This is a genomic window from Sphingopyxis sp. 113P3 (genome assembly GCF_001278035.1).
Classification (GTDB): domain Bacteria; phylum Pseudomonadota; class Alphaproteobacteria; order Sphingomonadales; family Sphingomonadaceae; genus Sphingopyxis.
In genome coordinates this window covers 4,087,340-4,111,166 of the sequence record NZ_CP009452.1, presented here as the reverse complement: position 1 = coordinate 4,111,166, position 23,827 = coordinate 4,087,340, and the positions used below count along the sequence as shown (strand labels likewise).

Here is a 23,827-nt window from a genome sequence, read left to right as displayed (position 1 = left end):
GGACTCTTTTCGCCGAGTACCCGCGCGAGCGCCTCGGGTGACCGCGACCAGATGCGATCGAGACTATGAAACTCGGCAAGTAGCGTTTCGGCTATCGATTGGCTGTTCTCGGGATCGACCGACGCGACGAGATGTACCAGGACGGCTCGCTGTCGCCGCGCGCCAGACGTCGCTGGTGCCGCCAGGTTGCGAGGATGAGGATCGGCGGAACCAGCCAGGAACTCGCGACCTGCATCGTCAGATAGGCTGCGGGATGAATCTCCACATCGAGGAACCGGCTCGTGTGCGCGAGGAGCGGGAGTATATGGAGCACCGCGACGCACATGGGCCAGAAGCGATGCGCAAAAAGCGCGAGCAGGGTGGTCGCGGTCGCGCCGAACAGGTCGATCGCAAGATGCCCCGTGTCCAGCGATGCGAATTCGACCGGTACGAAAGCGTGGAGCATCTTGTCCGCTCCCACCATGGTCAGCGCGATCGCGGCCATCGCGCGTTCGGGTCCGCCCCCGCGCCAGGCGGCATAGCCAAGAGCAACCAGCAAGAAAGCGAGGAAAAATGCCATGCGCATCGCCCGAACCTTTCATGCTGGCTGCTCCCGGTCAATCGGAGTCAGGCGGCCGCCGGAAGATGCTCGGAAACCGCACCGGCGATCGCCGGGCATTCATGGAGGTCATAGCCCGCCGTCTCGCGTCCGATTTGCACGAGATCGCCATGGACGCGAAGAATGTCGCCGCTCACATCGACCAGCGCCATCTGCGCCTTAGCGAGCCGCCGGATCGTCGCATGGCCGCTGGTGGCCGGCACGCCGATGATATCGCGGCGTGCGGTCACGACACTTGTCGTCAGCGAGGATACCGCGATGAGGGCATCGTCGACCCTGCCTTCCGCAGCCGCGACGTCGCGCTCGAGACGAGCTGCTGCAAAACTGATTTCCTTGGACATGACTTCTCCTTTTCCGGAAAGCGGGGCGATCCGGCGATTGCTTGGGCACAAGTGAAAGGGATCAGCCGGAGATCAGCGTCGTCAGCGCCTGGGCGATGGCGAGCCCCGATAAGATGAGCAGGACCAGTGCGACCAGCATGGCCGCCATGATCAGCGCTCGCCTTGTCCGGGCATGGTCATGCCTCCAGAAATCCCTGAACGGCGGGCTGGCCTCCATCGGCCCGTCCGCCGCCAGGACACTGTCGTTCAGCGCCATCGCGTCGGCCGGGCCTCCGTCCGGGAAGTGGGATGGCACGAGCGTGGGTGGCGGCGGAAGGTCGATCGGATCGCATGTGATCCGGTCATAGGTCTGTTTGAGACGGGCATAGACGATCGCGGTCTCGTCGCGGTTCGCCGTCCCCAATATGTCGCGCGCCTTGGTCAGCCGGAGATCGACCGTGGGCTTGGCGATTCCGAGCTGCCGCGCGATCTGCTTCGAGGTCTGTCGCTCGATCAGGAGATCGAGACAGGCCCGCTGCTTGTCGGTGAGGCGCGCCCAGCGTTCGGCGTCCTCAAATGTGTGCGACCTCGAATCACTCATGTTCACACTCTTGTCAAAATTGCCTCCGGCACAAGCCCCGGGGGTGATTCGCGGGGGCGCGGCCGCTCGTTCGCGATGACGGCGCCTACGCCATAGCCTGTCTTTCAACGCCACGCTGCGACGCGCTCAAAAGCTTGTTGAATTGGGGCAATCCCTGCGTCTCTTACTCGGCCCCGTCGCACGGACACTCCGGTCCGGCGCCGCGAAACGGGGTCCTCCCATGGCAGCAGAACCGATCCGGCTCGAAGCGCGAAATCGCAGCGCGCGCATGTTGCAGACCGCATTCGGAGCGGCGATCGCCGGTTGGCTTGCCGACCCGCAAGTCGTCGAGATCATGCTCAATCCGGACGGCCGCCTCTGGGTCGACCGGCTCGGCGAGGGCATCGCGGACAGCGGTACATGTCTGAGCGCGGCGGATGGCGAACGCATCATCCGTCTCGTCGCGCATCATGTCGGCGCCGAAGTTCATGGCAGGAGTCCCCGCGTATCGGCCGAACTGCCTGGCGGCGGCGAACGGTTCGAAGGATTGCTGCCGCCCGTCGTGATCGCTCCGGCCTTCGCGATCCGCAAGCCGGCGGCAGCCGTTTTCACGCTCGACGACTATGTGGGCGCGCGCATCATGGCGCCAGCTGCCGCCGCCGCGCTGCGGCATGCGGTCGCCGGGCGGATGAACATTCTCGTCGCCGGCGGCACCGGAACCGGCAAGACGACGCTCGCCAACGCGCTGCTCGCCGAGATCGCCGGCACCGATGACCGGATCATCCTCATCGAGGATATTCGCGAGTTGCAGTGCGCCGCGCGCAATGTCGTCGCCATGCGCACCAAGGACGGGATTGCATCGCTCACCGACCTCGTGCGCTCGTCACTCCGCCTCCGGCCCGATCGCATTCCGATCGGCGAGGTGCGCGGCCCCGAAGCGCTCGATCTGCTGAAGGCCTGGGGGACGGGGCATCCGGGCGGGATCGGTACGATCCACGCCGGAAGCGCGCTCGGGGCGCTCCGCCGCATGGAGCAACTCATCCAGGAGGCGGTCGTCACCGCGCCGCGCGCGCTGCTTGCCGAAACCATCGACCTTGTTGCCGTCCTCGTCCGCGACGGGACCGGCCGGCGCCTGTCCGAACTGGCGCGGGTCGAAGGGCTCGATCCCGCCACCGGCGCATATCGCCTTGTCCCGCACCAACAAGAAGGAGAAAGCTCATGATCCGTGCCGCCCGGCATGGCGCCCGACGCGCCATGCTCACTTCGACCGCGATCGTCGTCGCGATGATCGCCGCTGTTCCGGCCCATGCGGGCGGCTCGTCAATGCCCTGGGAAGCGCCGCTCCAGTCGATCCTCGAGAGCATCGAGGGTCCGGTCGCCAAGATCGTCGCGGTGATCATCATCATCGTCACCGGCCTGAGCCTTGCCTTCGGCGATACCTCGGGCGGATTCCGCCGGCTGGTCCAGATCGTCTTCGGCCTGTCGATCGCCTTCGCGGCGTCGAGCTTTTTCCTCTCCTTCTTCTCCTTCGGCGGCGGGGCGCTCGTCTGATGGCACAGGAGGCCGACATTCCGGGTTTCTTCGCGCCGGTCCACCGCGCGCTCGCCGAGCCGATCCTGCTCGGCGGCGCGCCGCGCAGCCTTGCGATCGTCAACGGCACCCTCGCCGGCGCGATCGGGCTTGGCCTTCGGCTCTGGATCGCCGGCCTTGCCCTCTGGGCGATCGGCCATGCCCTTTCGGTTTGGGCGGCGCGGCACGACCCGCAGTTCGTCGACGTCGCCCGCCGCCACCTCAAATTTCCTGTCTGGATGCGCCCATGATGAACCTCGCCGAATATCGCACCAAATCCGCTTCCCTCGCCGACTATCTTCCCTGGGTGGCACTCGTCGCCGAGGGCGTCGTCCTCAACAAGGATGGCTCCTTCCAGCGCACTGCGCGCTTTCGCGGTCCCGACCTCGACAGCGCGACCCCGGCCGAACTCGTCTCGGTGACCGCGCGGCTCAACAATGCGCTGCGGCGGCTGGGCTCGGGGTGGGCGGTCTTCGTTGAGGCGCAGCGTGTTCCCGCGATATCCTATCCGGTCTCCGATTTCCCCGACGCCGTCTCGGCGCTGGTCGATGTCGAGCGCCGCGAGCAGTTCCGCGAGGAAGGCACGCATTTCGAAAGCTTCTATTATCTGACCCTGCTCTGGATGCCGCCCGCGGAAGAGGTCGCGCGTGCGGAAGCCTGGCTTTATGAGGGGCGCTCGGAGGCGGGAGTCGATCCCAAAGAACTGCTGAAAGGCTTTGTCGACCGCAGCGGGCGGCTCCTCCATCTGATCGAAGGCTTCGTTCCCGAGGCCGAATGGCTGGGCGACGGCGAGACACTCACCTATCTCCACAGCTGCGTCTCGACCAATCGGCAGCGCGTCCGCGTCCCCGAAACACCCGTCTACCTCGACGCGCTGCTGACCGACCAGCCGCTCGTCGGCGGGCTCGCGCCGCGGCTCGGCGAGCATCATCTCCGCACGCTGACGATCACCGGCTTTCCGACCGCGACCTGGCCGGGCCTGCTCGACGAGCTCAACCGGCTCGCTTTCGCCTATCGCTGGTCGACGCGCGCGATCATGCTCGACAAGACCGACGCGACGAAGCTGCTGACCAAAATCCGGCGGCAATGGTTCGCCAAGCGCAAATCGGTCGCCGCGATCCTCAAGGAAGTGATGACCAACGAGGCCTCGGTGCTCATGGACTCGGACGCCTCGAACAAGGCGGCCGACGCCGACATGGCTTTGCAGGAACTCGGCGCCGATCATGCGGGCATCGCCTATGTGACCGCGACGCTGACGGTGTGGGACAAGGATCCCGCCATCGCGGCCGAAAAGCTGCGGCTCGCCGAGAAGGTCATCCAGGGCCGCGATTTCACCTGTACCGTCGAGGGCATGAACGGGGTCGACGCCTGGCTCGGGAGCCTGCCCGGGCATGTTTATGCCAATGTCCGCCAGCCACCCATTTCAACGCTCAATCTCGCCCACCTCATACCCTTGTCAGCGGTGTGGGCGGGGGCGGAACGGGACGAGCATTTCGGTGATGCCCCCTTGCTCTATGGCAAGACCGAAGGCTCGACTCCGTTCCGCCTCACTCTTCATGTCGGCGACGTCGGCCACGGCCTCGTCGTCGGCCCGACAGGCGCCGGCAAGTCGGTGCTCCTCGCGCTGATGGCGTTGCAGTTCCGGCGCTATGAGCATGGCCAGATCTTCGCCTTCGATTTCGGCGGCTCGATCCGCGCCGCGACGCTCGCCATGGGCGGCGACTGGCAGGATCTGGGCGGTGCCTTGCAGGATGACGGCGGCGGCGTCGCGCTGCAGCCGCTCGCGCGCATCGATGAGGCGGGCGAACGCGCGTGGGCCGCTGAATGGCTGGCTGCGCTCCTCGCGGGCGAAGGCGTGGCGGTCGATCCGGCCGCGAAGGAGCATCTCTGGTCGGCGCTGACGTCGCTGGCCACCGCGCCGGTCGTGGAGCGGACGCTGACCGGGCTTGCGGTCCTCCTCCAGTCGCAGGAATTGAAGCAGGCACTGGCGCCCTATCTGGTCGGCGGACCCTGGGGACGGCTCCTCGATGCGGAGGTCGAACGCCTCGGCGACGCGCGTGTGCAGGCGCTCGAGACCGAGGGGCTCGTCGGCGCCGCTTCCGCTCCCGCGGTGCTCGCCTATCTCTTTCACCGCATCGGGCAGCGGCTCGATGGCTCGCCGACCCTGATCATCATCGACGAGGGCTGGCTTATCCTCGACAGCCCGGCCTTCGCCGCGCAGCTGCGCGAATGGCTGAAAACGCTGCGCAAGAAGAATGCGAGCGTCATCTTCGCGACGCAGAGCCTCGCCGATATCGAGAGCTCGAGCATCGCGCCCGCGATCATCGAGAGCTGTCCGACGCGCATCTTCCTCCCCAATGAACGCGCCGCCGAGCCGCAGATCGCGCGGGTCTATGAGCGCTTCGGCCTCAACGACCGGCAGATCGAGATATTGAGCCGCGCGACCCCGAAGCGCGACTATTATTGCCAGTCGCGGCGCGGGAACCGGCTGTTCGAACTGGGCCTCGGCGAGGTCGCGCTCGCCTTCACCGCCGCGTCTTCCAAGACCGACCAGATCCGCATCGGCGAACTCGTCGCCGAACATGGCGGTGATGGCTTTGCCGCCGCCTGGCTGCGTGAGCGCCGCCTCGACTGGGCGGCCGATCTCCTCGCCAATCTCGAATCTTCCACCCTGAAGGAGTGAATGACCATGAAGACGCCGATTTTCCATTGTGCCGCCGCGCTGCTCGTCACCGGGTTCGGCATCACGGCTGCGGCCGTGTCCGCCCCGGCCGCGGCCCAGGTGGGCGGGATCGTCCACGATCCCCGCAACTACGCCCAGAACATCCTGACCGCCGCGCGCACGCTCGAACAGATCAACAATCAGATCAAGCAGCTGCAGAATCAGGCGACGTCGCTGGCGAACGAGGCACGCAACCTGTCGGGCCTGCCCGTTTCGACGCTCGAGGAGCTGCAAGGTCAGGTCGACCGGACCCGCGCCCTGCTCGGCGAAGCGCAGCGGGTCGCTTTCGATGTCGGCGACATCCAGAAGGCGTTCGACGCGCGCTACAAGGGCGGCGCGCTGACGGGCACGCAGGCGGAAATGGTCGCCAATGCCGAAGCGCGCTGGAACGACAGCGTCGGTGCTTTCCAGGATGCGATGAAGGTCCAGGCGGGCGTCGTCGGCAATATGGGCGATGCGCGCCGCTCGATTACGACGCTGGTGACCGCGAGCCAGTCCGCGACCGGCGCCCTCCAGGCGGCACAGGCGGGCAATCAGCTGCTCGCGCTCCAGTCGCAGCAACTCGGCGATCTTGCCGCTGCGATCGCCGCGCAGGGGCGGGCGCAGATGCTCGATGCCGCCCGCGCGGCGGCTGCCGAAGCCGAAGGACGCGAGCGCTTCCGCCGCTTCCGCAAAGGCAATTGAGATGGGCCGGGCGGCCAGGATCGCCGGCGCGGCAGTGCTGGGCGGAATCGCCATGACGCTCGCGCTCGTCGCCGTGACCCTGCCGCCCGCGCCTCGTGCGTCCGCCCCCCAGGTCTCCGGGGCGGACGCACACCCGGCGCCGGACGATGGGCTTCGCCGCTGCCGGACCATCACGACGGCCGACCCCGATTGCGAAGCGGTATGGGAAGCGAAGCGTCGCCGGTTTTTCGGTGAGCGGAGGAACGAGCGATGAACGACACGGGCGTGATCGACCAATTTCTGTCGGTCTTTTCGACCTATATCGACAGCGGCTTCGGACTGCTCGGCGGCGAAGTCGGCTTCCTGTCGACGACGCTCATCGTCATCGACGTGACGATCGCGGCGCTGTTCTGGGCGTGGGGCGCCGACGAGGATGTCATGCAGCGGCTCGTCAAGAAGACGCTCTATATTGGCGTCTTCGCGTTCATCATCGGTAATTTCCAGAGCCTGGCGACGATCATGCTCGAAAGCTTTGCTGGCCTTGGGCTGAAGGCGAGCGGCGGCACCATGGCGATCGGCGACTTCATGCGCCCGGGCGTCATTGCGGCGACGGGCCTCGATGCCGCGGAGCCGCTTCTTGATGCGAGCAAGGACCTATTGGGGCCTATCGGGCTCTTCACCAACTTCGTGCAGATATTGATCCTGCTGATCGCCTGGGTGATCGTCGTCCTCGCTTTCTTCATCCTCGCGGTGCAGGTCTTCGTGACGATTCTCGAGTTCAAGCTCGTCACGCTCGCGGGCTTCGTTCTGATCCCCTTCGCCTTTTTCGGCCGCACCGCCTTCATGGCGGAGCGCGTCCTTGGCCATATCGTTTCCTCGGGCATCAAGGTGCTGGTGCTCGCCGTCATCACCGGGATCGGCACGACCCTCTTCGATCGCTTCATGGGTGCCCAGATTGGCGCCGAGTCCGACATCGAGCAGGTGATGGCGATCGCGCTTGGCGCGCTCACATTGCTGGGTCTCGGTATCTTCGGTCCTTCGATCGCCAATGGCATCGTCGCGGGCGGTCCCCAGCTCGGCGCAGGCGCTGCGGCCGGCACGGCCGTCGCCGCCGGCGCCACGCTCGCCGCAGGCGCGGCGGGTGCGACGCTGGCCACCGGTGCCGCCGCCACCTTTGCGCGCGGCGCTGCGGCTGGCGCTACCCGCACTGCGGGCAGCGCATCGGGCTCCTACGCCGCAGGCGCGGCCGGGAAGAGCGGGGCGCAGGCGGTCGGTGCGGGTCTCGCCAGTGTCGCGCGCTCGGCGGCGAGCGCTGCGGCGTCCCCGCTTCGGCGTGCCGCCGAGCGGACCCGCGAGCAATTTGCGGCCGGCCGCGCGGGTCAGGCGGCGAAGGCCGGGTCGGCACCTGCTGCCGGCACGCCGCCCGCGTGGGCGACCGCGATGCGGCAGCGGCAGGCGGTCGCGCAGGGCGCGATGGTCGGCGCGCAGACCCTGAAGGGCGGCGATAGCCACGGCGCTGGCTCCGCACCTGACATCAGCGAAAGGGATTGATATGATTTTCCGCAGGCCCTCCAATCATTATGGGATCTCGCCCGTCCCGGTCACGCCGCATCAGCGCGCGGGGCAGATCTGGGACGATCGCATCGGCTCGTCGCGCGTCCAGGCGAAGAATTGGCGGCTCGCCTTTTTCGGCACCCTGCTTCTGTCAGGCGGCCTCGCCTCGGCTCTGGTCTGGCAGTCGCTGCGCGGCACGATCACGCCCTGGGTGGTCGAGGTCGACAAGCTCGGCGAGGCAAGGGCCGTCGCGCCCGCAGACGCCGACTGGTCGCCGACCGATCCGCAAATCGCCTTCCATCTCGCACGCTTCATCGAGCATGTCCGGTCGATTCCGGCCGACCCGATCGTGCTGCGCAAGGACTGGCTCAGCGCCTATGATTTCACCACGGCGAGCGGCGCGCAGGCGCTAAATGAATATGCGAGGCTGAACGATCCCTTCGCGGAGATCGGCAAACGACAGGTCGCGGTCGATGTGTCGAGCGTGATCCGCGCCTCCAAGGACAGCTTTCGTATCGCCTGGACCGAGCGCCGCTATCAGGACGGCAGCCTTCTGGAGACGTCGCGCTGGTCGGCGATCGTCACCGTGACGGTTCAGCCGCCCCGTACCCCCGATGCTTTGCGGCGCAACCCGCTCGGCATTTTTGTCACCGCCATAAATTGGTCGAAGGAGCTCAGCCAGTGACGCGTTTTCTCGCTTTCGTGACCGCAGCCGCGTTCGCGTTTCCTGCCCTCGCGGCCCCCTCCGACGTCAAGATGCAAGTCGGCCGGGCCAATGACGCGGCGCGCGTTCAGCCGGACCGCGCTACTTTTCTTAACGCGATCCAGAAATATGCCTGGGCCGATGGCGCGCTGTTCCAGATCTATACAGCCCCGGGGCAGGTCACCGACATCGCGCTGCAGGAAGGTGAAGAGCTCGTCGGACCCGGACCGGTCGCCGCCGGCGATACGGTCCGCTGGATCATCGGCGACACGCTGAGCGGCGCCGGTGTGTCGCGGCGCGTTCATATTCTCGTCAAGCCGACCCGCCCCGACATCATGACGAACCTCGTCATCAACACCAACCGCCGCACCTATCATCTCGAACTGCGCGCAACGCCTTCGACCTATATGGCGGCAGTCAGCTGGTCCTACCCGGCCGATGAGCTAATCGCATTGCGAGCGGCCGAAACCGAGCGGGAGCGCACTGCACCCGTTGCGGGCGGCATCGACTTTGCGGCGCTCAATTTTGGTTATCGGATCAGCGGCGACAAGGTGCCCTGGCGCCCGCAGCGCGTCTTCGACGACGGCCGCCAATTGTTCGTCGAGTTTGGCGACGGCATTGCCGAGGGCGATATGCCCCCGCTCTTCGTGCTCGGCGACAAGGATGGTGCGGAGCTCGTCAATTACCGCGTGCGAGGCCGGTTCCTGATCGTCGACCGCCTGTTCGAACGCGCCGAACTGCGGCTCGGCAGCGGGCGTGGCGCGAAAAAGATACGGATCGAGCGCGACGACAAGCGCCGTCGGGGGCGGTCATGAGCGTGCCGGAACGGGAAGGGAAGGCAGAACCGCCTCCCGAAGCCCTAGCGGCGGAATGCCCCGTCGCGCCGTCCAGCCCCATCGGGTTTCGGCTTGAGGGCGAGATGCCGCCTGTAATGCGCCTCTCGCGCCGGGCGCTCGCGGTCATCGGCGGCGCGGCAGGCTTGGCGATCGCAGGTGCTCTGCTCTGGGCGCTGCGATCGCCTGCGCCCCAGGCCGGCAAGAATCTCTATGAAACCGATCGCCCCAACCGCTCGGAGGTCATTACGGGCGCGCCCGCGGATTATGGCGCGGTTCCGAAACTCGGGCCGCCGCTTCCCGGTGACCTCGGCCGGCCGATCGTCTCGGCGCAGAGGGAGGGTGAGATGATAACGCCGCCGCCCATGGCGCCTGTTCCACCGCCGACCGATCCACGACAGCGGGCGGCAGATCAGGCGCGCGAGCGGCGGATCCAGGAAAGCGACGCGGCGCGTTCAAGCAATCTTTTCCTGGCAAGCGGGGGAAGCAGCGCCTCGGCCAATGCCGCGGAACAACCTGCGCCGCCCGCGGCGCAGGCGATCATCCCGCCGGGCGCAGAAGCCCCGGCTCGTCCCTTTCTGAGGGGAGATGGTCCGCGCCGGACAGGCAGCGGCGAACGCATCGTCCCGCTCGCTTCGCCCTATGTCGTGCAGGCCGGGAATATCATTCCGGCGGCGCTGATCACCGGCATCCGTTCCGATCTTCCGGGCCAGATCACAGCGCAGGTAACACAGAATATCTATGACAGTCCGACGGGACGCATTCTCCTGATCCCCCAGGGCTCGCGCCTGATCGGAGAATATGACAGCGAGATCGTGGCAGGGCAAAATCGCGTGTTACTGGCTTGGGATCGATTGACCCTTCCCGGCGGCCGCTCGATCGCACTTGGCCGGCTTCCCGGGGCCGACGCCGCCGGAATGGCGGGGCTGGCGGATCGCACCGACTATCATTGGGGCCATATGTTCAAGGCGGCGCTCGTATCGGCCCTGCTCGGCGTCGGCGCCGAACTCGGAGCGAACGACGACGACCGGCTCGTTCGTGCGATCCGGTCGGGATCGCAGGATTCGATCGGCCAGACCGGGCGGCAAATCGTCGAACGGCAACTCGCCATACCGCCCACTATTACCATCCGTCCCGGTTTCGCGTTTCGGGTTATCGTCACTCGTGACCTGGTGCTGGAGCCGCTTTTCAGCGGTGAATCCCGATGAGCAAGCTGCGGCTCGGACCCATCGCCGAGGATCGGCCGGTCAAGGTCACGGTTGAACTGTCGGGCGGCGTTATGCGCGATCTTGCTGACTATGCCCGCGTTCATGCCAGGGCCAACGGGCTCACCGAGCCTTTGCCGGTGGAGCGGCTGATTGCTCCGATGATCGAGCGCTTCATGAGCGGTGACCGCGAGTTCGGCAAGCTGCGGCGTCGATCCTGATCGGCACCAGTTCGCGGCCACAAGACATCACGCCCCCGGCAACTTGGCCAGCTGTGCGGGTGTCGGGATAGGGGCGTTGCGATCCTTGCGCTCCGAATAGCGGTCGACGAGCTGTTCGGCGTGGCCGCGCGTGAGCACGGTAAAGCGCACCAGCTCTTCGGCGACATCGACGATGCGGTCATAATAGCTCGACGGCAGCATGCGTCCTGCCTCGTCGAACTCCTGATAGGCCTTCGCGACGCTCGACTGGTTGGGGATGGTGATCATCCGCATCCAGCGGCCGAGGATGCGCAGCGTGTTGACGCTGTTGAACGACTGCGATCCCGCCGAGACCTGCATCACGGCGAGCGTGCGGCCCTGTGTCGGACGGAGCCCTTTGTAGGCGAGGGGAAGGTGATCGACCTGCGCCTTCATGATGCCGGTAATCTGGCCATGGCGTTCGGGGCTGCACCAGACCTGGCCGTCGGACCAGATGGAATGCTGCCGCAGTTCCTCGACCGCCGGATGATCGTCGTCGGCGATGAGGTCGGGCATCGGCAGGTCGGAAGGGTCGAAGATGCGGGTCTCGCAGCCGAAAAGCTGGAGCAGACGCGCCGTTTCCTCGACGACGAGGCGCGAGTAGGAACGCTCGCGCAGCGATCCGTACAGAAGAAGGATGCGCGGCGCGGGATCGAGCGGCCCCAGACCAAACGCCGGCTGTGCGTGGAGATATTCGGGGCTCAATGCGGGAAAATGGTCTGCGTCGGAGAGCGCACGCAGGCGGCTGTGGGTCTGTTCTGTCATGATACTCAGGCTTGTGAAGGAACGCTCGCCGGGAACCAGCGACGTCCGAGGCGGAACGCAACGCTGACGAGGAGGATGAGGACGGGCACCTCGACAAGCGGGCCGATGACCGCTGCGAAAGCGATGGGCGAGGCGAGGCCGAAGGCGGCGATTGCGACAGCGATCGCCAGCTCGAAATTATTGCCCGCGGCGGTGAAGGCGACCGCGGTCGTGCGCGGATAGTCCGCTTCGATCAGCTTACCCATCCAGAAGCTGATGAGGAATTGCACCACGAAATAGATGGTGAGCGGGATCGCGATCCGGATGACGTCGCCGGGGATGGTGAGTATCTCGCTGCCCTTGAGGCTGAACATCGCGACAATGGTGAAGAGGAGCGCGACCAGCGTGACCGGGCCGATTTTCGGCAGGAATCGCGTTTCGTACCATTCTTCTCCCTTGGCGCGGGCGAGGACGCGGCGCGTCAGATAGCCTGCTAGGAAGGGGATGCCGAGATAGATGAGGACCGCCTCGGCGATCGTCCGGAAGCTGACGTCGATGACGCTGCCTTCGAGTCCGAAGAGCGGCGGCAGGACCGTCAGGAAGAACCAGGCGTAGACGCTGAAGAAGAGGATCTGGAAGATCGAGTTGAAGGCGACGAGTGCCGCGACATATTGATTGTCGCCTTTCGCAAGCTGGTTCCAGACGATCACCATCGCGATGCAGCGTGCGAGGCCGATGAGGATCAGCCCGGTCATATATTCGGGCCGGTCCGAGAGGAAGATGACCGCGAGCGCGAACATCAGAACCGGGCCGATGATCCAGTTCTGGATCAGCGAGATGGCCAGGACGCGCTTGTCTTCGAAAACGCGTGGCAGTTCGTCGTAGCGCACGCGCGCGAGCGGCGGATACATCATCAGGATGAGGCCGATCGCGATCGGGATGTTCGTCGTGCCGACCGACATGGCATCGATGGCGGCGGGCAACCCCTCGAAAGCTGATCCGAGCAATACGCCGACCATCATCGCAAGGAAGATCCACAGCGTCAGGTAGCGATCGAGGAACGTCAGGCGTTCGCGTTCGGCGGATGCGGTCATGGCTGGCTCAGGTGCGGACGCGATGACCGTCGGCATCGACCACCTGCTCACCATCTTCCTTGGCGAAGGCGCCGAACTGACCGGCCGGAAGAATGTCGAGGACTGCCTCGGACGGGCGGCAGAGCTTCACGCCGAGCGGCGACACGACGAGCGGCCGGTTGATGAGGACAGGATGCGCCATCATCGCATCGATGAGCGCGCTGTCTTCGAGGCTCTCGTCGCCGAGCCCGAGTTCGGCGAAGGGTGTGCCCTTCTCGCGAAGCAATTCCCGCGGGGTAACGCCGGCCCGCGCGATCAACTGTTCGAGCAGCGCACGCGACGGCGGTGTCTTCAGATATTCGACGACATGCGGCTCGATCCCGGCATTGCGGATCATCGCGAGAGCGTTGCGCGAGGTTCCGCATTCGGGATTATGGTAGATGACGATATCGGTGGTCATTGGGCCGACTCCGCTTGGCCGGTCGCACCTTCGGCGCGGCCGATTTCCTTGAGCTTCCGTTCCATTGCCATTTCGTCGATGCTATCGTGCGGCAGCGCGAGGAACAGCGAGATTCGGTTCGACAGATAATGGAGCGCGCGCTCGAACGCCTCGCGCTGACCGGGGCCTTCGATCGCGGCCGGATCTTCAATCCCCCAATGAGCGCTCATCGGCCGCCCGGGCCAGATCGGGCATGTCTCCCCGGCAGCATTGTCGCAGACGGTAAAGATGAAATCGAAGCTGGTAGCGTTTGGTCCCGAGAATTCGTCCCAGCTTTTCGAGCGCAGACCGTCGGTCTCGAACCCGAGCTCATCGAGAAGCGCGAGCGCCTGTGCATGGACCGTGCCTTTGGGAAAGCTCCCGGCGCTATAGGCACGGAACCGCCCCTCGCCCATGCGGTTGAGCAGAGCTTCGGCTAGAATCGAGCGGGCGCTGTTGCCGGTACAAAGGAACAACACATTATAGATATTGTCGGTCATCGACTTCTCTCTCAGGGGCTGCATATGCCGATCAGCAGCAGGCAAGGTCGGCGAGCAGCGGTTCGCACAGTTCAGCGCGTCCCTGACAACAGTCCTTTGCGAGGAAGAGCATCAGACCGCGAAGTGCGTCGATGTCCGCTCGTTGGATGATTTGCCGGCCGCGCCTTTCCGGTATTACCAAGCCTGCCTTCACCAGAACCGCGAGATGCGTCGAAAAGCTACTCTGGCTGAGCCCCGACGCTTCGACGAGCTGTCCCGTCGATAGCCCTGCGGGCTCATGCTGAACGATCAAGCGAAATGCATCGAGGCGCGTAGGGTGCGCCAGAGCGGCAAGGATGGACAAGGCAGCATCGGTCTGCATACATCGGGATTATCCGATGTATGCAGACCTGTCAATTCATATCGGAAATACACGATGGATCAGTTCGTCGACGCGCGCAATGGGCTTACGGCGCGGATGCCGGCGGGATGGCAACCGATTGGGGGTCGTCCCCCTACACAGACTGATTGCCAGCTCTGTCAGGCCGCCCGGCTCCGATGGCCCGTCGATTATACCAGAAGCCGAGGATTATGATGAGCAGCGCGGCGGCTTGCATCAGGATGACTTGCAGCGTCGGATAGATACCCAGGATCGTGATCCGCGGCCAGCCGACCACGGGCATTATCGAGAGCATACCCGCCTCCTGCAGCGCCGCCGTGCCCTTGCCCGCCAATACGGTGGCAAGCACCGCCATGAGCGCCGAGCTGTACGTGAAGAATTTGCCGATCGGCAGCCGCTGGCTGTAACGGAGCATCGCCCAGGCTATGGCGGTCAACAGGATGATCCCGGTCAAAAAGCCGCCGAAAACAGCTCCGCCGCTGCCTTGCGACGTCAGCGCGGCATAAAACAGGATGGTCTCGAACACCTCGCGATAGACGGCGAGGAAGGCGAGCCCGAACAGGAACCAGGACGAGCGTTTCGAGAGCGCCGCGCTCAGCTTTGCGTGAATATAGCGCTGCCATTGATCGGCTTGGGATTTTCCGTGCATCCAGATACCGACCGACAGCAGAATGACGGCCGCGAGCAAGGATCCGAAGCCCTCGGTCAATTCGCGACTCGCCCCGCTGACGCCGATGGCATAGGTCGCGAGCGCCCAAGTGAGGCCACCCGCGGCAAGGGCGGCAACCCAGCCAGCATGCACATAGCGCAGGGCTTCCGGGCGCTCGGCCTTTCGCAGGAAAGCGATGATCGCGACGACGACAAGAATTGCTTCCAGGCCCTCGCGCAGCAGGATCGTCAGGGCCCCGGCAAAGGCCGATGCGCTGCTCGCCTGTTCGGGGGCAAGCACCTGCTCGGCCTCGGTGAAGAGCGTATCGAGCCCTGAAATCTCGCGGCGGACTTCCGCGACGGGTGCGCCCTTCTGGATAGCCGCGCGCACCGCGCCCATTGCCGTCTCGATCCGGGCCATGAGGGCGCCGTCGCGCGAGGCGAGGAGCGGCTCGAGGGGTTCGAACCCGTCAAGATAGGCGGACAGCGCAAGTTCCCCGGCTTGCTGCCTCTTCCCGGCAGCATATGCGGTGAAGCTCTGTTCGAGCCGCTCCCGCGCCAGCGCCAGCGATCCAGTTCCCGGCCCCGCGACGGCCTGAGGATTGGCCCTGAGATAGGCCATCACGGCGTCGGCCTCCGGTTGTCCGATCTTCGCACCGAGCGCCGCCGGCGTCATTGCCGTCAGGGTAGGCATGTCAGGCACCAGGCGGCGGACGGACGCGTCGGATTGCCAGATCCGCTCGCCCTGCGTCGTATCACGGAAAGCGAAGCGGCCGCTGTAGAAGGCGAGGGCCCAGCGATCGGCGGCAGGAAGGTCGGCGAAGCTCTGCATCCCCGTTCCGTCCAGACCTTGCTCGATCACCTGGTAGAGTCCAAAAAGGCTTCGTTCGCGGGCGCGTACCGCATCGGAAAAGGCGATCGGCGGTGGATCGAGCCTGGCTGCGTCGGGGCCGCGGCCATCGCCCGACATGCCGTGGCATGATGCGCAATTCTGCGCATAGAGAGCGGCGCCCCTTGCAAGATCGGGACTTTGCGCCGGCGCAAGCGGCACCGGATAGGCGTTGAGCAACGCCGCCGCGACCGATCGGGCCTGCCGCGCAACCTCCTGCGGGCTTTCCTTGGCGACAACGGCGGCTTTCAACCGCTTCGCACCAGCCAGCAACCGCGCGCGCGCGCCTTTGGGTGGAAGCGCCGCAATCTTCGCGGCGGCCGAATCGGTGAACTCCAGCATTTCGGTATATTCGGCCTGGCTGACGACACGGCCGTCACGCACCGCGCCGGAATAGTCCACGGCGACATAATCGAGCAGGCGCCAGATCGTCTGCACCGAGGCCGTGTCGGCGCGTGCGATAGCCGGAAGCAGCAACAGCATGGCGAGCAACATGGCCGTGGCGCGCCGAAGCGTGGAGTATGCGCTCATCTTGCTATGCCCGCGACGGGCGCAGTTCGGCGCGTGCGTTGCGTACGATCTCCGTTGCCGAATGCAGGAAGAGAAGGGCGATGACGCCCGCCACCAGAAGATCGGGCCAGGCGCTGCCCGTCCAGCCGACCAATATGGCCGCGACGATGACCGCGATATTCGCGATCGCATCGTTTCGGCTGAACAGCCAGATGGCCCGCACATTGGCATCGCCGTCCCGAAATCGCGAGAGAACCAGCGCCGCGGTCACGTTCACGGCCAAGGCGACCACGCCGATGCCGCCCATGAGTTCGGCTTCGGGTGGCTCGGCATTTAAGGCCCGTGCCACGGCAAAGGCGATCACCCCCAGCCCGAGCGCACCGAGGAACAGTCCCTGGGTCAGCGCGATCCGTGCCCGGCTTGCAGCAGACCAGCCGAGCGCCAGTAGTCCCACCAAAGTGATCGAACCGTCGCCAATAAAGTCGAGCGAATCCGCTTTGAGGGCCTGACTGTTGGCGATGAAGCCGCCGATGATTTCGCATACGCCGAAACCGAGGTTGAGTATGACCACGATCCAGAGCGCCCGTCGATAGGCGGGATCACGCTCGGCACGCACGGTGTCACCGGTGCAGCCGCAGTTACTGTCGTTGCTTTCGCTCATCGCGTTGTCCTACATTCTCCAGTAACTGTAGAATCAAGACATTTCTGAGGTGCATATGGGCCGCGACGTAGGACTTCCCATCGGAGCGCTGGCGAGCCGGACGGGCACGAAGGTCAATACGATCCGCTATTACGAGGACATCGGCCTCTTGCCTCATGCCGCGCGCACTGCTTCCGGCCGTCGCAGCTATGGTCCCGAGGATGTCCGGCGCCTCGCGTTTATCCGGAGCGCGAGGGGGCTGGGATTTTCGATCGACGAAATTCGTTCACTTACCGCACTTGCGGCAGGGCCCGAGCAGGACTGCGCCGAGGTTCGGGCTCTGGCGGCGCGGCATTTGCTCGACGTCGACGAGCGTCTGGAACGCATGGCGCGCCTTCGCGCAGAACTCGCCCGGATCGTTCAGCTCTGTGAGGGCGGCCGCATAGCCGATTGCCGAGTGATTGAGGCGATCGAGGCGACGCTGCCGTCCGCGGTCTAGCGGTAGTCCCGTGGACTCCATCATTCGGTCTTCATCTTGTTATCTTTCAAATTCAGGGGTCGTCGCCCGCCGCGCCGCGAGTCTCCTTCCGGGCATCGCGCAGAATTTCGATGCCGCCCTTAATGGCAATCAGCGCAGTGGCGAACCCGACGAGCAAGTCGGGCCAGTTCGTGCCGAGCCACCAGACGAGGACGCCGGCGATCAGGATGCCGCCGTTCGAAACGAAGTCATTGAAGCTGAAGGTCGTTGCCGCGCGAAGGTTGACATCGGGATTGTGAATGCGCTGAAGCAGCTTCAGACAGGCATAGTTCACCACGGCAGCGACCGCCGACATAATCATCATCGTCGCGCCGATCGGTTCGCTACCCTGAAAGTAGCGCCGCCCGACATCGAACAGGACGCCGGCCGCGAAGATCAATAGCATGACGCCCGACGCTGTAGCCGCGCGGGTCTTCCATTTGATGCCATGGCTTAGCGCGACAAGGCTCAGGGCATAGACCGCTGCGTCCGACAAATTGTCGAGACCATTGGCGATGAGGGCGCTCGAATCTCCCAGCGCGCCGGTTATGAGAAAGGCGATGGCGATCGCCGCGTTCAGGAAAAGAACAATTTGGAGGGTCCGCTTTTCGCGGTCGGTGCCCGCTGACTTGTCTATCATTTAACGCTCCTCATACCCACCATCCCCAAAAGGAGGCGGAACCCTTTAGGGTTCCGCCTCTGTTCGCGACTGGCCGCTTGCCGCCCATGCGATGCAGCAAACCGCCAAGGCCTGGCTTCAGGTTGCGAGGCCGGACTCGCGCCGCGGCCCGGCGACTTCCTCTTCTTCGATCTTCGCGCTGCGGCAATGGACCAAGAGGTACAGCGCCGGCAGGACGAGCAGAGTGAGGATCGTCGACGAGATGATGCCACCGATCACCACCGTTGCGAGCGGGCGCTGCACTTCCGAACCCGCACCGACGTTGAGTGCCATTGGCACGAAGCCGAGCGAGGCGACGAGCGCGGTCATCATGACCGGCCTCAAGCGGGTGAGCGCGCCTTCGCGGATCGCCTGGACAAGCGGTCGGCCACGTTCGCGCAAATCCTTGATGAAGGACAGCATCACCACACCGTTCAGCACCGCGACCCCGGAGAGCGCAATGAAGCCGACCCCCGCCGAGATGGAGAGCGGAATGTCGCGAAGCGCCAGCGCTGCGACGCCTCCCGTCAGCGCCAGCGGCACGCCCGAGAAGACGATGGCCGCATCGCGAACCGATCCGAACAGCATAAAAAGCAGTCCGAAGATCAGCAGCAGAACGAGCGGCACCACGATCTGGAGGCGCTCGGTCGCCGACTGCAGCTGCTCGAACGTCCCGCCATATTCGATATAATAGCCATCGGGCAGAACGACATCGGCTTCGACCTTCTGGGTCAGCTCGTCGATGAACGAGCCAAGGTCGCGCCCGCGAACATTTGCCGTGATCACCGCGCGGCGCTTGCCATTTTCGCGGCTGATCTGGTTCGGCCCCGCCGCGAGCGAAATCTCCGCCAGCTCCGAAAGCGGCACGAAGCCACCCGCGGGAAGCGCAACGGGGAGATTGCCAAGCGACGCGAGGTCGGTGCGAATGGCCTCGGGAAGTCGGACGATGACGTCGAAGCGCCGGTCGCCCTCGAAGAGCTCGCCCGCCTGCCGCCCGCCGGTCGCGGTCGAAACCGCGTCCTGGACTGTCTCCATGCTCACGCCATAGCGCGCAAGCTTGTCGCGATCGGGCGTGACCGAGAGCATCGGCAGGCCGGTGACCTGTTCGAGCTTCACGTCCTGTGCGCCCGCGATCCCGCCGGCCACTTCCTCGATCGCCTGCCCCGATTCGAGCAGTTGGTCGAGATCGTCGCCGAACAGCTTGATCGCGACGTCGGCGCGAACGCCGGCGATCAGTTCATTCATCCGCATCTTCACCGGCTGGGTGAACTCATAATTGTTCCCCGGCACCTCGTTCACCGCCTTATTGAGTTCGGCGACGAGCTGGTCGCGGGTCTTTCTCGGATTGGGCCACTCCTTCCGGTCCTTGAGCATGATGAAATTGTCGGCGACCGACGGCGGCATCGGATCGGTCGCGACTTCGGGCGTGCCGATCTTCGCGAACACCCGCTCGACTTCGGGGAACTGTCTGATTCTCTTCTCCAGCGCCTCCTGCATCGCGATTGACTGGGTGAGGCTCGTTCCGGGAATACGCATCGCGTGCATCGCGATATCGCCTTCGTCGAGGTCCGGGATGAACTCGGACCCGAGACTGGTCGCCGCCACGCCGCTCAGCGCGACAAGCGCCAAAGCACCAGCCAGCGCAGCCTTCGGCCACTTGAGGACGCGGTCGAGCATCGGGCGATAGCCCTTGCCGAGACCGCGCATCAGCCAATTTTCCTTTTCCTCGACCTTGCCGGTCACGAACAGCGCCACCGCGGCCGGAACCAGGGTGAGCGACAGGAGCAGAGCAGCGGTAAGCGCGAGGACGACGGTGATCGCCATCGGGTGGAAGGTCTTTCCTTCGACGCCTTCGAGCGCGAAGATCGGCAGATAGACGGCAGTGATGATGATGATGCCGAAGATGCTCGGCTTGATCACCTCTGCGCTCGCCGAGGCGACGAGACCGAAGCGTTCGTCGCGATCGAGCAGGCGTCCGAGCCTGTGCTGTGCCTCGCCGAGCCTGCGGAGGCAATTTTCGACGATGATGACGGCCCCGTCGACGATGAGGCCGAAGTCGAGCGCGCCGAGGCTCATGAGGTTCGCCGATGTCCGCGTTTGGAGCATGCCCGTCAGCGTCATCAGCATCGCGACCGGAATGACCGCCGCCGTGATCAGCGCCGCCCGGAAATTGCCGAGCAGCAGGAAGAGGATCACGATGACGAGCAGCGCGCCCTCGGCGAGGTTCTTCTGCACCGTCGAAATGGTCCGTTCGACGAGCGCGGTGCGATCATAGAGCGGCTTCGCGACCACGCCCCTCGGCAAGGCACGCGAGGCTTCGACGAGGCGTTCGGCCGAGGCCTGCGCCACCACGCGCGGATTTTCGCCGATCAGCATCGAGACCGTTGCGAGGACGACCTCCTTGCCATTCTCGGTTGCCGCGCCCGTGCGTAGTCCCGAACCGATCGCAACATCGGCGACGTCGGCGATCCGGATCGGAACGCCGCCCCGGGTGGTGACGATGATCTGCGACAGGTCGCGCTCATTGTTCGCCTGACCAGGAACGCGGATCAGGATTTGCTCGCCGCTGCGCTCGACATAACCGGCGCCGCGATTGGCATTATTGGCCTCCAGCGCGGTGACGACATCGTTGAGCGAGAGATTGAGCGCGGCGAGCGAGGCCGGGTTGGGGGTCACATGATATTGGCGGGCATAGCCGCCGATCGTGTTGATTTCGGCGACCCCCGGGATCGTGCGCATCTGCGGCCGGATGACCCAGTCTGACATCGTTCGAAGGTCTTCTGCCGTGTAGGGCGTGCCGTCCGGCTTTCGTGCGCCCGGTTCGGCTTCGATCGAGAACATGAAGATCTCGCCGAGGCCGGTGGAAATCGGACCCATTTCGGGTTCCATCCCCGGCGGAAGCTGGCCCCTCGCAGCCTGGAGCCGCTCGCCCACCTGCTGGCGCGCGAAATAGATGTCGGTCCCGTCCTCGAAGACAACGGTGACCTGACTCAGGCCGTAGCGTGAAATCGACCTTGTATAGTTGAGGTTGGGGATGCCCGCGATCGCGGTCTCGATCGGGTAGGTGATACGCTGCTCGGCTTCGAGCGGCGAATAGCCTTCGGCCTTGGTGTTGATCTGGACCTGGACGTTGGTGATGTCGGGAACGGCGTCGATGGGCAACTTGGTCGCGCTCCACGCGCCGATCACGCACAGAAGCGCGACGACCGCGAGGACGAGCCATCGTTGCCGGATCGAAAAGCCTATGGTTCTGGCTAGCATATTGTCCTGCTCCCCGATCAATGGTCGTGGCCCGCGCCGGACTTTTCGATGTCGGCGCGAACGAGGAAACTGCCCTTGGTGACATAGGCGGTGCCGGGCTTGATGCCCGACAGGACCTCGGTCCATTCGGGCGACGAACGGCCGAGTTTCAGCATCCGGACCTCATAATCCCGCCCGAAATTGGCATAGACCACCTTGAAGTCGCGGAAGGGCTGGATCGCCTCGGTACGCACAGCCAGCGGCACGGTGACGGGATTGACCATCACGCGGCCGCGCAAGGCCATTCCGGGGCGCAGCGTTCCCGAGCGATTGGGAATGGTTGCGCGGATCAGCGCGGTGCCCGCCTCGACATTGCCGTCAGGCAGGAACTGTCCGAGCGGTGCGGTCGCAATCGCGGCGCCGTCCTGCGTCTCGACCGTCACCCGCATGCCCGGCCGGATGATCGCGAGGTCCCGCGGGAAGATGTTGAAGACGACCGTCGTCTGCGCCGGATCGGTGATGACATAGAGCGCCCGCCCGTCGGTGACATCGCCGGGGTTGGCGTTGCGCTCGGCAACGATCCCGCCGACCGTCGCATGCACGGGATAGACCTGGAGGCTCTCGCTCGATTCAATCCGCGCGAGAAGTTCGCCGCGGCGAACCGTATCGCCCACCGCCTTGGTCACCGAGACGACGCGGCCCGGGAATTGACCGCGAATTTCGGAACGGGCCGTTGGCGACAATTGGACGGTGCCATAGAGTTCGCGCATCTCGCCGACCGTCGCCGGTCCGACGATAGCGGTCTCGATCCCGCCGGCCTTGGCGGCGTCGGCCGCGATCCGCGTGCGTCCCTCGGGATTGGCATATTGCCAGACGTGGCGTTTGCCGCCAGTCACCGCGACGACTTTGACATCGAAGCTGTGCGGTTCGGTGACGACGCCTTGCCCTGCGAGGAACTTGCCTTGCGGGCGGAAGGTGAAGCGATCGACGTCGCCACCAAGCCGCGTGAGCGAGATCGCGAGCTGGACTTCCTTGGGATTGACCGGCTTCCCGTCTCGGGTGGCAAAAACTCGGAACTGCGGCTCGGTGCCATTCTCGAAAATCGTGACTTCGACAGCGAAATCGCCATTCTTGAGCAATTTACCGCCATTCGGGCCCTCGGCGTCTTCTTCGCCTTCGCCCTCGTTATGGCTCTCGCCTTCTGCATGCTTGTCTTCGCCTTCGGCTCCGCCGCCGCAGGCAGCGAGGGGGACGGCAAGGAACAGCGCCGCCGCAGCGGCGGGAAATGGAAATTTCTTCATGGAATATTCTCCGCAAGGGGAGCCGCATCGAAGCGGCCGGTCAGGCGATCGATTTCCGCGAGCAAATCGCGGTAGCGCGTCATGGCCTCGGCCCACTGACCCTGAATCTGGATGATGACGTCGGCGGCATCCTGCACATCGGCGAACAGGAAGCCGCCGCGGGCATAGCCTTCGCGCACCTGACCGAGCGTCTTCACCGCCTTGGGATAGACGTCGTTCATGATGCCCTCGGCCCGCACCCGTGCGGCGTCGGCATCGGCGCGCAGCGACGCGAGGCGCCGCAGCCGTTCGAGGCGGCTCGCTTCGGACTGGAATTCGAGCTGCCGCCGTTCGGCCTGGGCCCGGGCGATATTGCCCTGGTTGCGATCGAAGCGTCCGAGCGGGATCGAGATTCCGCCGAGAACGGCGACATCATTGGTCTCGCGAAGGAAGCGAGTGCCGCCCGACACCGTATAGTCCTGGTGCGTGCGGCTTTGCTCGACGACAACCTGTGCCCGGGCGCGGTCGACGGCCGCGTCGAAGACGGCCGCATCGGCCTCGGCGAGCGGTGGATCGCGCGGATCGGGCTTCTCGATCCCCTCGGCAATGACGAGGCTATCGGGCGTGCCGCCCCAGAAGGAGGCCAGCAGCGCGCGCGCCGACTGACGCTTCGCCTGGGCCTCCTTGAGCGCCAGTTCCGCTTCGAGGATACGAGCATCGGCGCGCGTCTCGACGAACAGCGGATCCTTGTAACCCCGCACGCGGCGGATCGCCTCGCTGCGTATTTCCTTCTCGAGCTTGACGCGATCCTCGGCGATCCAGACCATCTGCTCGGCGATCTGGACGTCGATATAGGCGCGCTGCACGTCCTGGGCGATGTCGAGCCGGACGAGCCGCCACTGCGCCTCGGCCAGAACGACCCCGCGCTCGGCAAGCGCCATCCGCGCCTCCCGCTTTCCGCCGCGCTCGAGCGGCTGCGAATAGGTGACGGTCAGTTCTGACTGTCGGAACAGGCCATAGCTGCCCGTGCCGACGCCATTGTCCATATCGACCGAGACGGTCGGATTGGGACGAACGCGGGCTTGCAGCTGGTCGGCACGCGCGGCGTCGACCCCCGCTTCACCCGCTCTGAGCTCTGGCGATGCAGCGATGGCCCGCTCGACCGCCTGGTCGAGCGTTAGCGGCTGAGCCCATACGGACCCCGCCAGCAGCGCAGCCCCGGCCAACAGGGCGGCGCGCATATGAATATGCATGAATGATCACTCCTGAACGGTTCGGCTGAGCG

General features: G+C 65.2%; 26 protein-coding genes. 12 read left to right on the top strand and 14 right to left on the bottom strand.

What is annotated here, in order from left to right:
• Positions 1-91: 91 nt before the first annotated feature.
• The 3 genes from LH20_RS23615 to LH20_RS19805 all read right to left on the bottom strand — a co-directional run bounded on the left by LH20_RS23615 (position 92) and on the right by LH20_RS19805 (position 1,519).
• Complete coding sequence (locus tag LH20_RS23615) at positions 92-565, bottom strand: hypothetical protein (RefSeq protein ID WP_053555704.1); 474 nt, start codon at positions 563-565, stop codon at positions 92-94.
• Positions 566-606: 41 nt separating this feature from the next.
• Entirely contained in the window at positions 607-939 is a 333-nt protein-coding gene (locus LH20_RS19810) for a hypothetical protein (protein WP_053555703.1), read from the bottom strand.
• Positions 940-1,000: 61 nt separating this feature from the next.
• The gene (locus LH20_RS19805) at positions 1,001-1,519 is read right to left on the bottom strand and encodes a LuxR C-terminal-related transcriptional regulator (RefSeq protein ID WP_053555702.1); all 519 of its coding nucleotides are present in this window, start codon (positions 1,517-1,519) and stop codon (positions 1,001-1,003) included.
• Between the two features lie 220 nt (positions 1,520-1,739).
• Here LH20_RS19805 and trbB point away from each other — a divergent pair, with 220 nt between their 5' ends.
• The 11 genes from trbB to LH20_RS19750 are packed head-to-tail and all read left to right on the top strand — an operon-like array spanning position 1,740 to position 10,968.
• Complete coding sequence (gene trbB, locus LH20_RS19800; protein ID WP_053555701.1) at positions 1,740-2,720, top strand: P-type conjugative transfer ATPase TrbB; 981 nt, start codon at positions 1,740-1,742, stop codon at positions 2,718-2,720.
• Positions 2,717-3,049 carry a TrbC/VirB2 family protein gene (locus LH20_RS19795; protein WP_053555700.1) on the top strand — a complete coding sequence of 111 codons (333 nt, stop codon included), beginning with the start codon at positions 2,717-2,719 and terminating at the stop codon, positions 3,047-3,049. Before trbB ends, LH20_RS19795 begins: the two co-directional genes overlap by 4 nt.
• Entirely contained in the window at positions 3,049-3,318 is a 270-nt protein-coding gene (locus tag LH20_RS19790) for a VirB3 family type IV secretion system protein (protein WP_053555699.1), read from the top strand. Before LH20_RS19795 ends, LH20_RS19790 begins: the two co-directional genes overlap by 1 nt.
• Entirely contained in the window at positions 3,315-5,750 is a 2,436-nt protein-coding gene (gene trbE / locus LH20_RS19785) for a conjugal transfer protein TrbE (RefSeq protein ID WP_053555698.1), read from the top strand. The genes LH20_RS19790 and trbE overlap by 4 nt, the downstream gene beginning before the upstream one ends.
• Before the next feature lie 6 nt (positions 5,751-5,756).
• Positions 5,757-6,473, top strand: coding sequence for a P-type conjugative transfer protein TrbJ (gene trbJ, locus LH20_RS19780; protein ID WP_053556395.1), 717 nt, complete (start codon positions 5,757-5,759; stop codon positions 6,471-6,473).
• A complete protein-coding gene (gene trbK-alt, locus LH20_RS24275; protein WP_082737024.1) occupies positions 6,403-6,726 on the top strand; it encodes a putative entry exclusion protein TrbK-alt in 324 nt (107 codons plus the stop codon). Before trbJ ends, trbK-alt begins: the two co-directional genes overlap by 71 nt.
• Positions 6,723-8,003: a P-type conjugative transfer protein TrbL gene (trbL, locus tag LH20_RS19770; protein WP_053555696.1), complete on the top strand. Its 1,281-nt coding sequence runs from the start codon at positions 6,723-6,725 to the stop codon at positions 8,001-8,003. Before trbK-alt ends, trbL begins: the two co-directional genes overlap by 4 nt.
• Before the next feature lie 4 nt (positions 8,004-8,007).
• Entirely contained in the window at positions 8,008-8,691 is a 684-nt protein-coding gene (gene trbF / locus LH20_RS19765; protein ID WP_053556394.1) for a conjugal transfer protein TrbF, read from the top strand.
• Between the two features lie 17 nt (positions 8,692-8,708).
• Complete coding sequence (gene trbG, locus LH20_RS19760; protein ID WP_442800467.1) at positions 8,709-9,524, top strand: P-type conjugative transfer protein TrbG; 816 nt, start codon at positions 8,709-8,711, stop codon at positions 9,522-9,524.
• Positions 9,521-10,750 carry a TrbI/VirB10 family protein gene (locus tag LH20_RS19755; RefSeq protein WP_053555695.1) on the top strand — a complete coding sequence of 410 codons (1,230 nt, stop codon included), beginning with the start codon at positions 9,521-9,523 and terminating at the stop codon, positions 10,748-10,750. The genes trbG and LH20_RS19755 overlap by 4 nt, the downstream gene beginning before the upstream one ends.
• Positions 10,747-10,968: a DUF2274 domain-containing protein gene (locus LH20_RS19750; RefSeq protein WP_053555694.1), complete on the top strand. Its 222-nt coding sequence runs from the start codon at positions 10,747-10,749 to the stop codon at positions 10,966-10,968. Before LH20_RS19755 ends, LH20_RS19750 begins: the two co-directional genes overlap by 4 nt.
• A 27-nt stretch (positions 10,969-10,995) precedes the next feature.
• Here the strand turns inward: LH20_RS19750 and arsH are convergent, their stop codons facing one another.
• From arsH to LH20_RS19715, 7 genes are all read right to left on the bottom strand, one after another.
• On the bottom strand, positions 10,996-11,751 hold the full coding sequence (gene arsH / locus LH20_RS19745) for an arsenical resistance protein ArsH (protein WP_053555693.1): 756 nt from the start codon (positions 11,749-11,751) through the stop codon (positions 10,996-10,998).
• Between the two features lie 5 nt (positions 11,752-11,756).
• The gene (arsB, locus tag LH20_RS19740; protein ID WP_053556393.1) at positions 11,757-12,824 is read right to left on the bottom strand and encodes an ACR3 family arsenite efflux transporter; all 1,068 of its coding nucleotides are present in this window, start codon (positions 12,822-12,824) and stop codon (positions 11,757-11,759) included.
• Positions 12,825-12,831: 7 nt separating this feature from the next.
• Positions 12,832-13,263: an arsenate reductase (glutaredoxin) gene (gene arsC, locus LH20_RS19735; RefSeq protein WP_053555692.1), complete on the bottom strand. Its 432-nt coding sequence runs from the start codon at positions 13,261-13,263 to the stop codon at positions 12,832-12,834.
• The gene (locus LH20_RS19730) at positions 13,260-13,781 is read right to left on the bottom strand and encodes an arsenate reductase ArsC (protein ID WP_053555691.1); all 522 of its coding nucleotides are present in this window, start codon (positions 13,779-13,781) and stop codon (positions 13,260-13,262) included. The genes arsC and LH20_RS19730 overlap by 4 nt, the downstream gene beginning before the upstream one ends.
• Before the next feature lie 31 nt (positions 13,782-13,812).
• The gene (locus tag LH20_RS19725; RefSeq protein WP_053555690.1) at positions 13,813-14,142 is read right to left on the bottom strand and encodes an ArsR/SmtB family transcription factor; all 330 of its coding nucleotides are present in this window, start codon (positions 14,140-14,142) and stop codon (positions 13,813-13,815) included.
• Between the two features lie 133 nt (positions 14,143-14,275).
• The gene (locus tag LH20_RS19720; RefSeq protein ID WP_053555689.1) at positions 14,276-16,228 is read right to left on the bottom strand and encodes a cytochrome c/FTR1 family iron permease; all 1,953 of its coding nucleotides are present in this window, start codon (positions 16,226-16,228) and stop codon (positions 14,276-14,278) included.
• Between the two features lie 4 nt (positions 16,229-16,232).
• A complete protein-coding gene (locus LH20_RS19715; RefSeq protein ID WP_053555688.1) occupies positions 16,233-16,868 on the bottom strand; it encodes a cation diffusion facilitator family transporter in 636 nt (211 codons plus the stop codon).
• A gap of 55 nt (positions 16,869-16,923) precedes the next feature.
• Between LH20_RS19715 and LH20_RS19710 the strand changes: the two genes are divergently transcribed.
• A complete protein-coding gene (locus LH20_RS19710; protein ID WP_053555687.1) occupies positions 16,924-17,346 on the top strand; it encodes a MerR family transcriptional regulator in 423 nt (140 codons plus the stop codon).
• A 52-nt stretch (positions 17,347-17,398) separates the two neighbouring features.
• Here LH20_RS19710 and LH20_RS19705 read toward each other — a convergent pair whose 3' ends face one another.
• The 4 genes from LH20_RS19705 to LH20_RS19690 all read right to left on the bottom strand — a co-directional run bounded on the left by LH20_RS19705 (position 17,399) and on the right by LH20_RS19690 (position 23,795).
• Positions 17,399-18,004, bottom strand: coding sequence for a cation transporter (locus tag LH20_RS19705; protein WP_053555686.1), 606 nt, complete (start codon positions 18,002-18,004; stop codon positions 17,399-17,401).
• 117 nt (positions 18,005-18,121) lie between these two features.
• Complete coding sequence (locus LH20_RS19700) at positions 18,122-21,283, bottom strand: efflux RND transporter permease subunit (RefSeq protein WP_053556392.1); 3,162 nt, start codon at positions 21,281-21,283, stop codon at positions 18,122-18,124.
• A 17-nt stretch (positions 21,284-21,300) separates the two neighbouring features.
• Positions 21,301-22,563, bottom strand: a complete 1,263-nt coding sequence (locus LH20_RS19695; protein WP_053555685.1) for an efflux RND transporter periplasmic adaptor subunit — start codon at positions 22,561-22,563, stop codon at positions 21,301-21,303.
• Positions 22,560-23,795, bottom strand: a complete 1,236-nt coding sequence (locus LH20_RS19690) for a TolC family protein (RefSeq protein WP_053555684.1) — start codon at positions 23,793-23,795, stop codon at positions 22,560-22,562. Before LH20_RS19690 ends, LH20_RS19695 begins: the two co-directional genes overlap by 4 nt.
• Positions 23,796-23,827 lie beyond the last annotated feature (32 nt).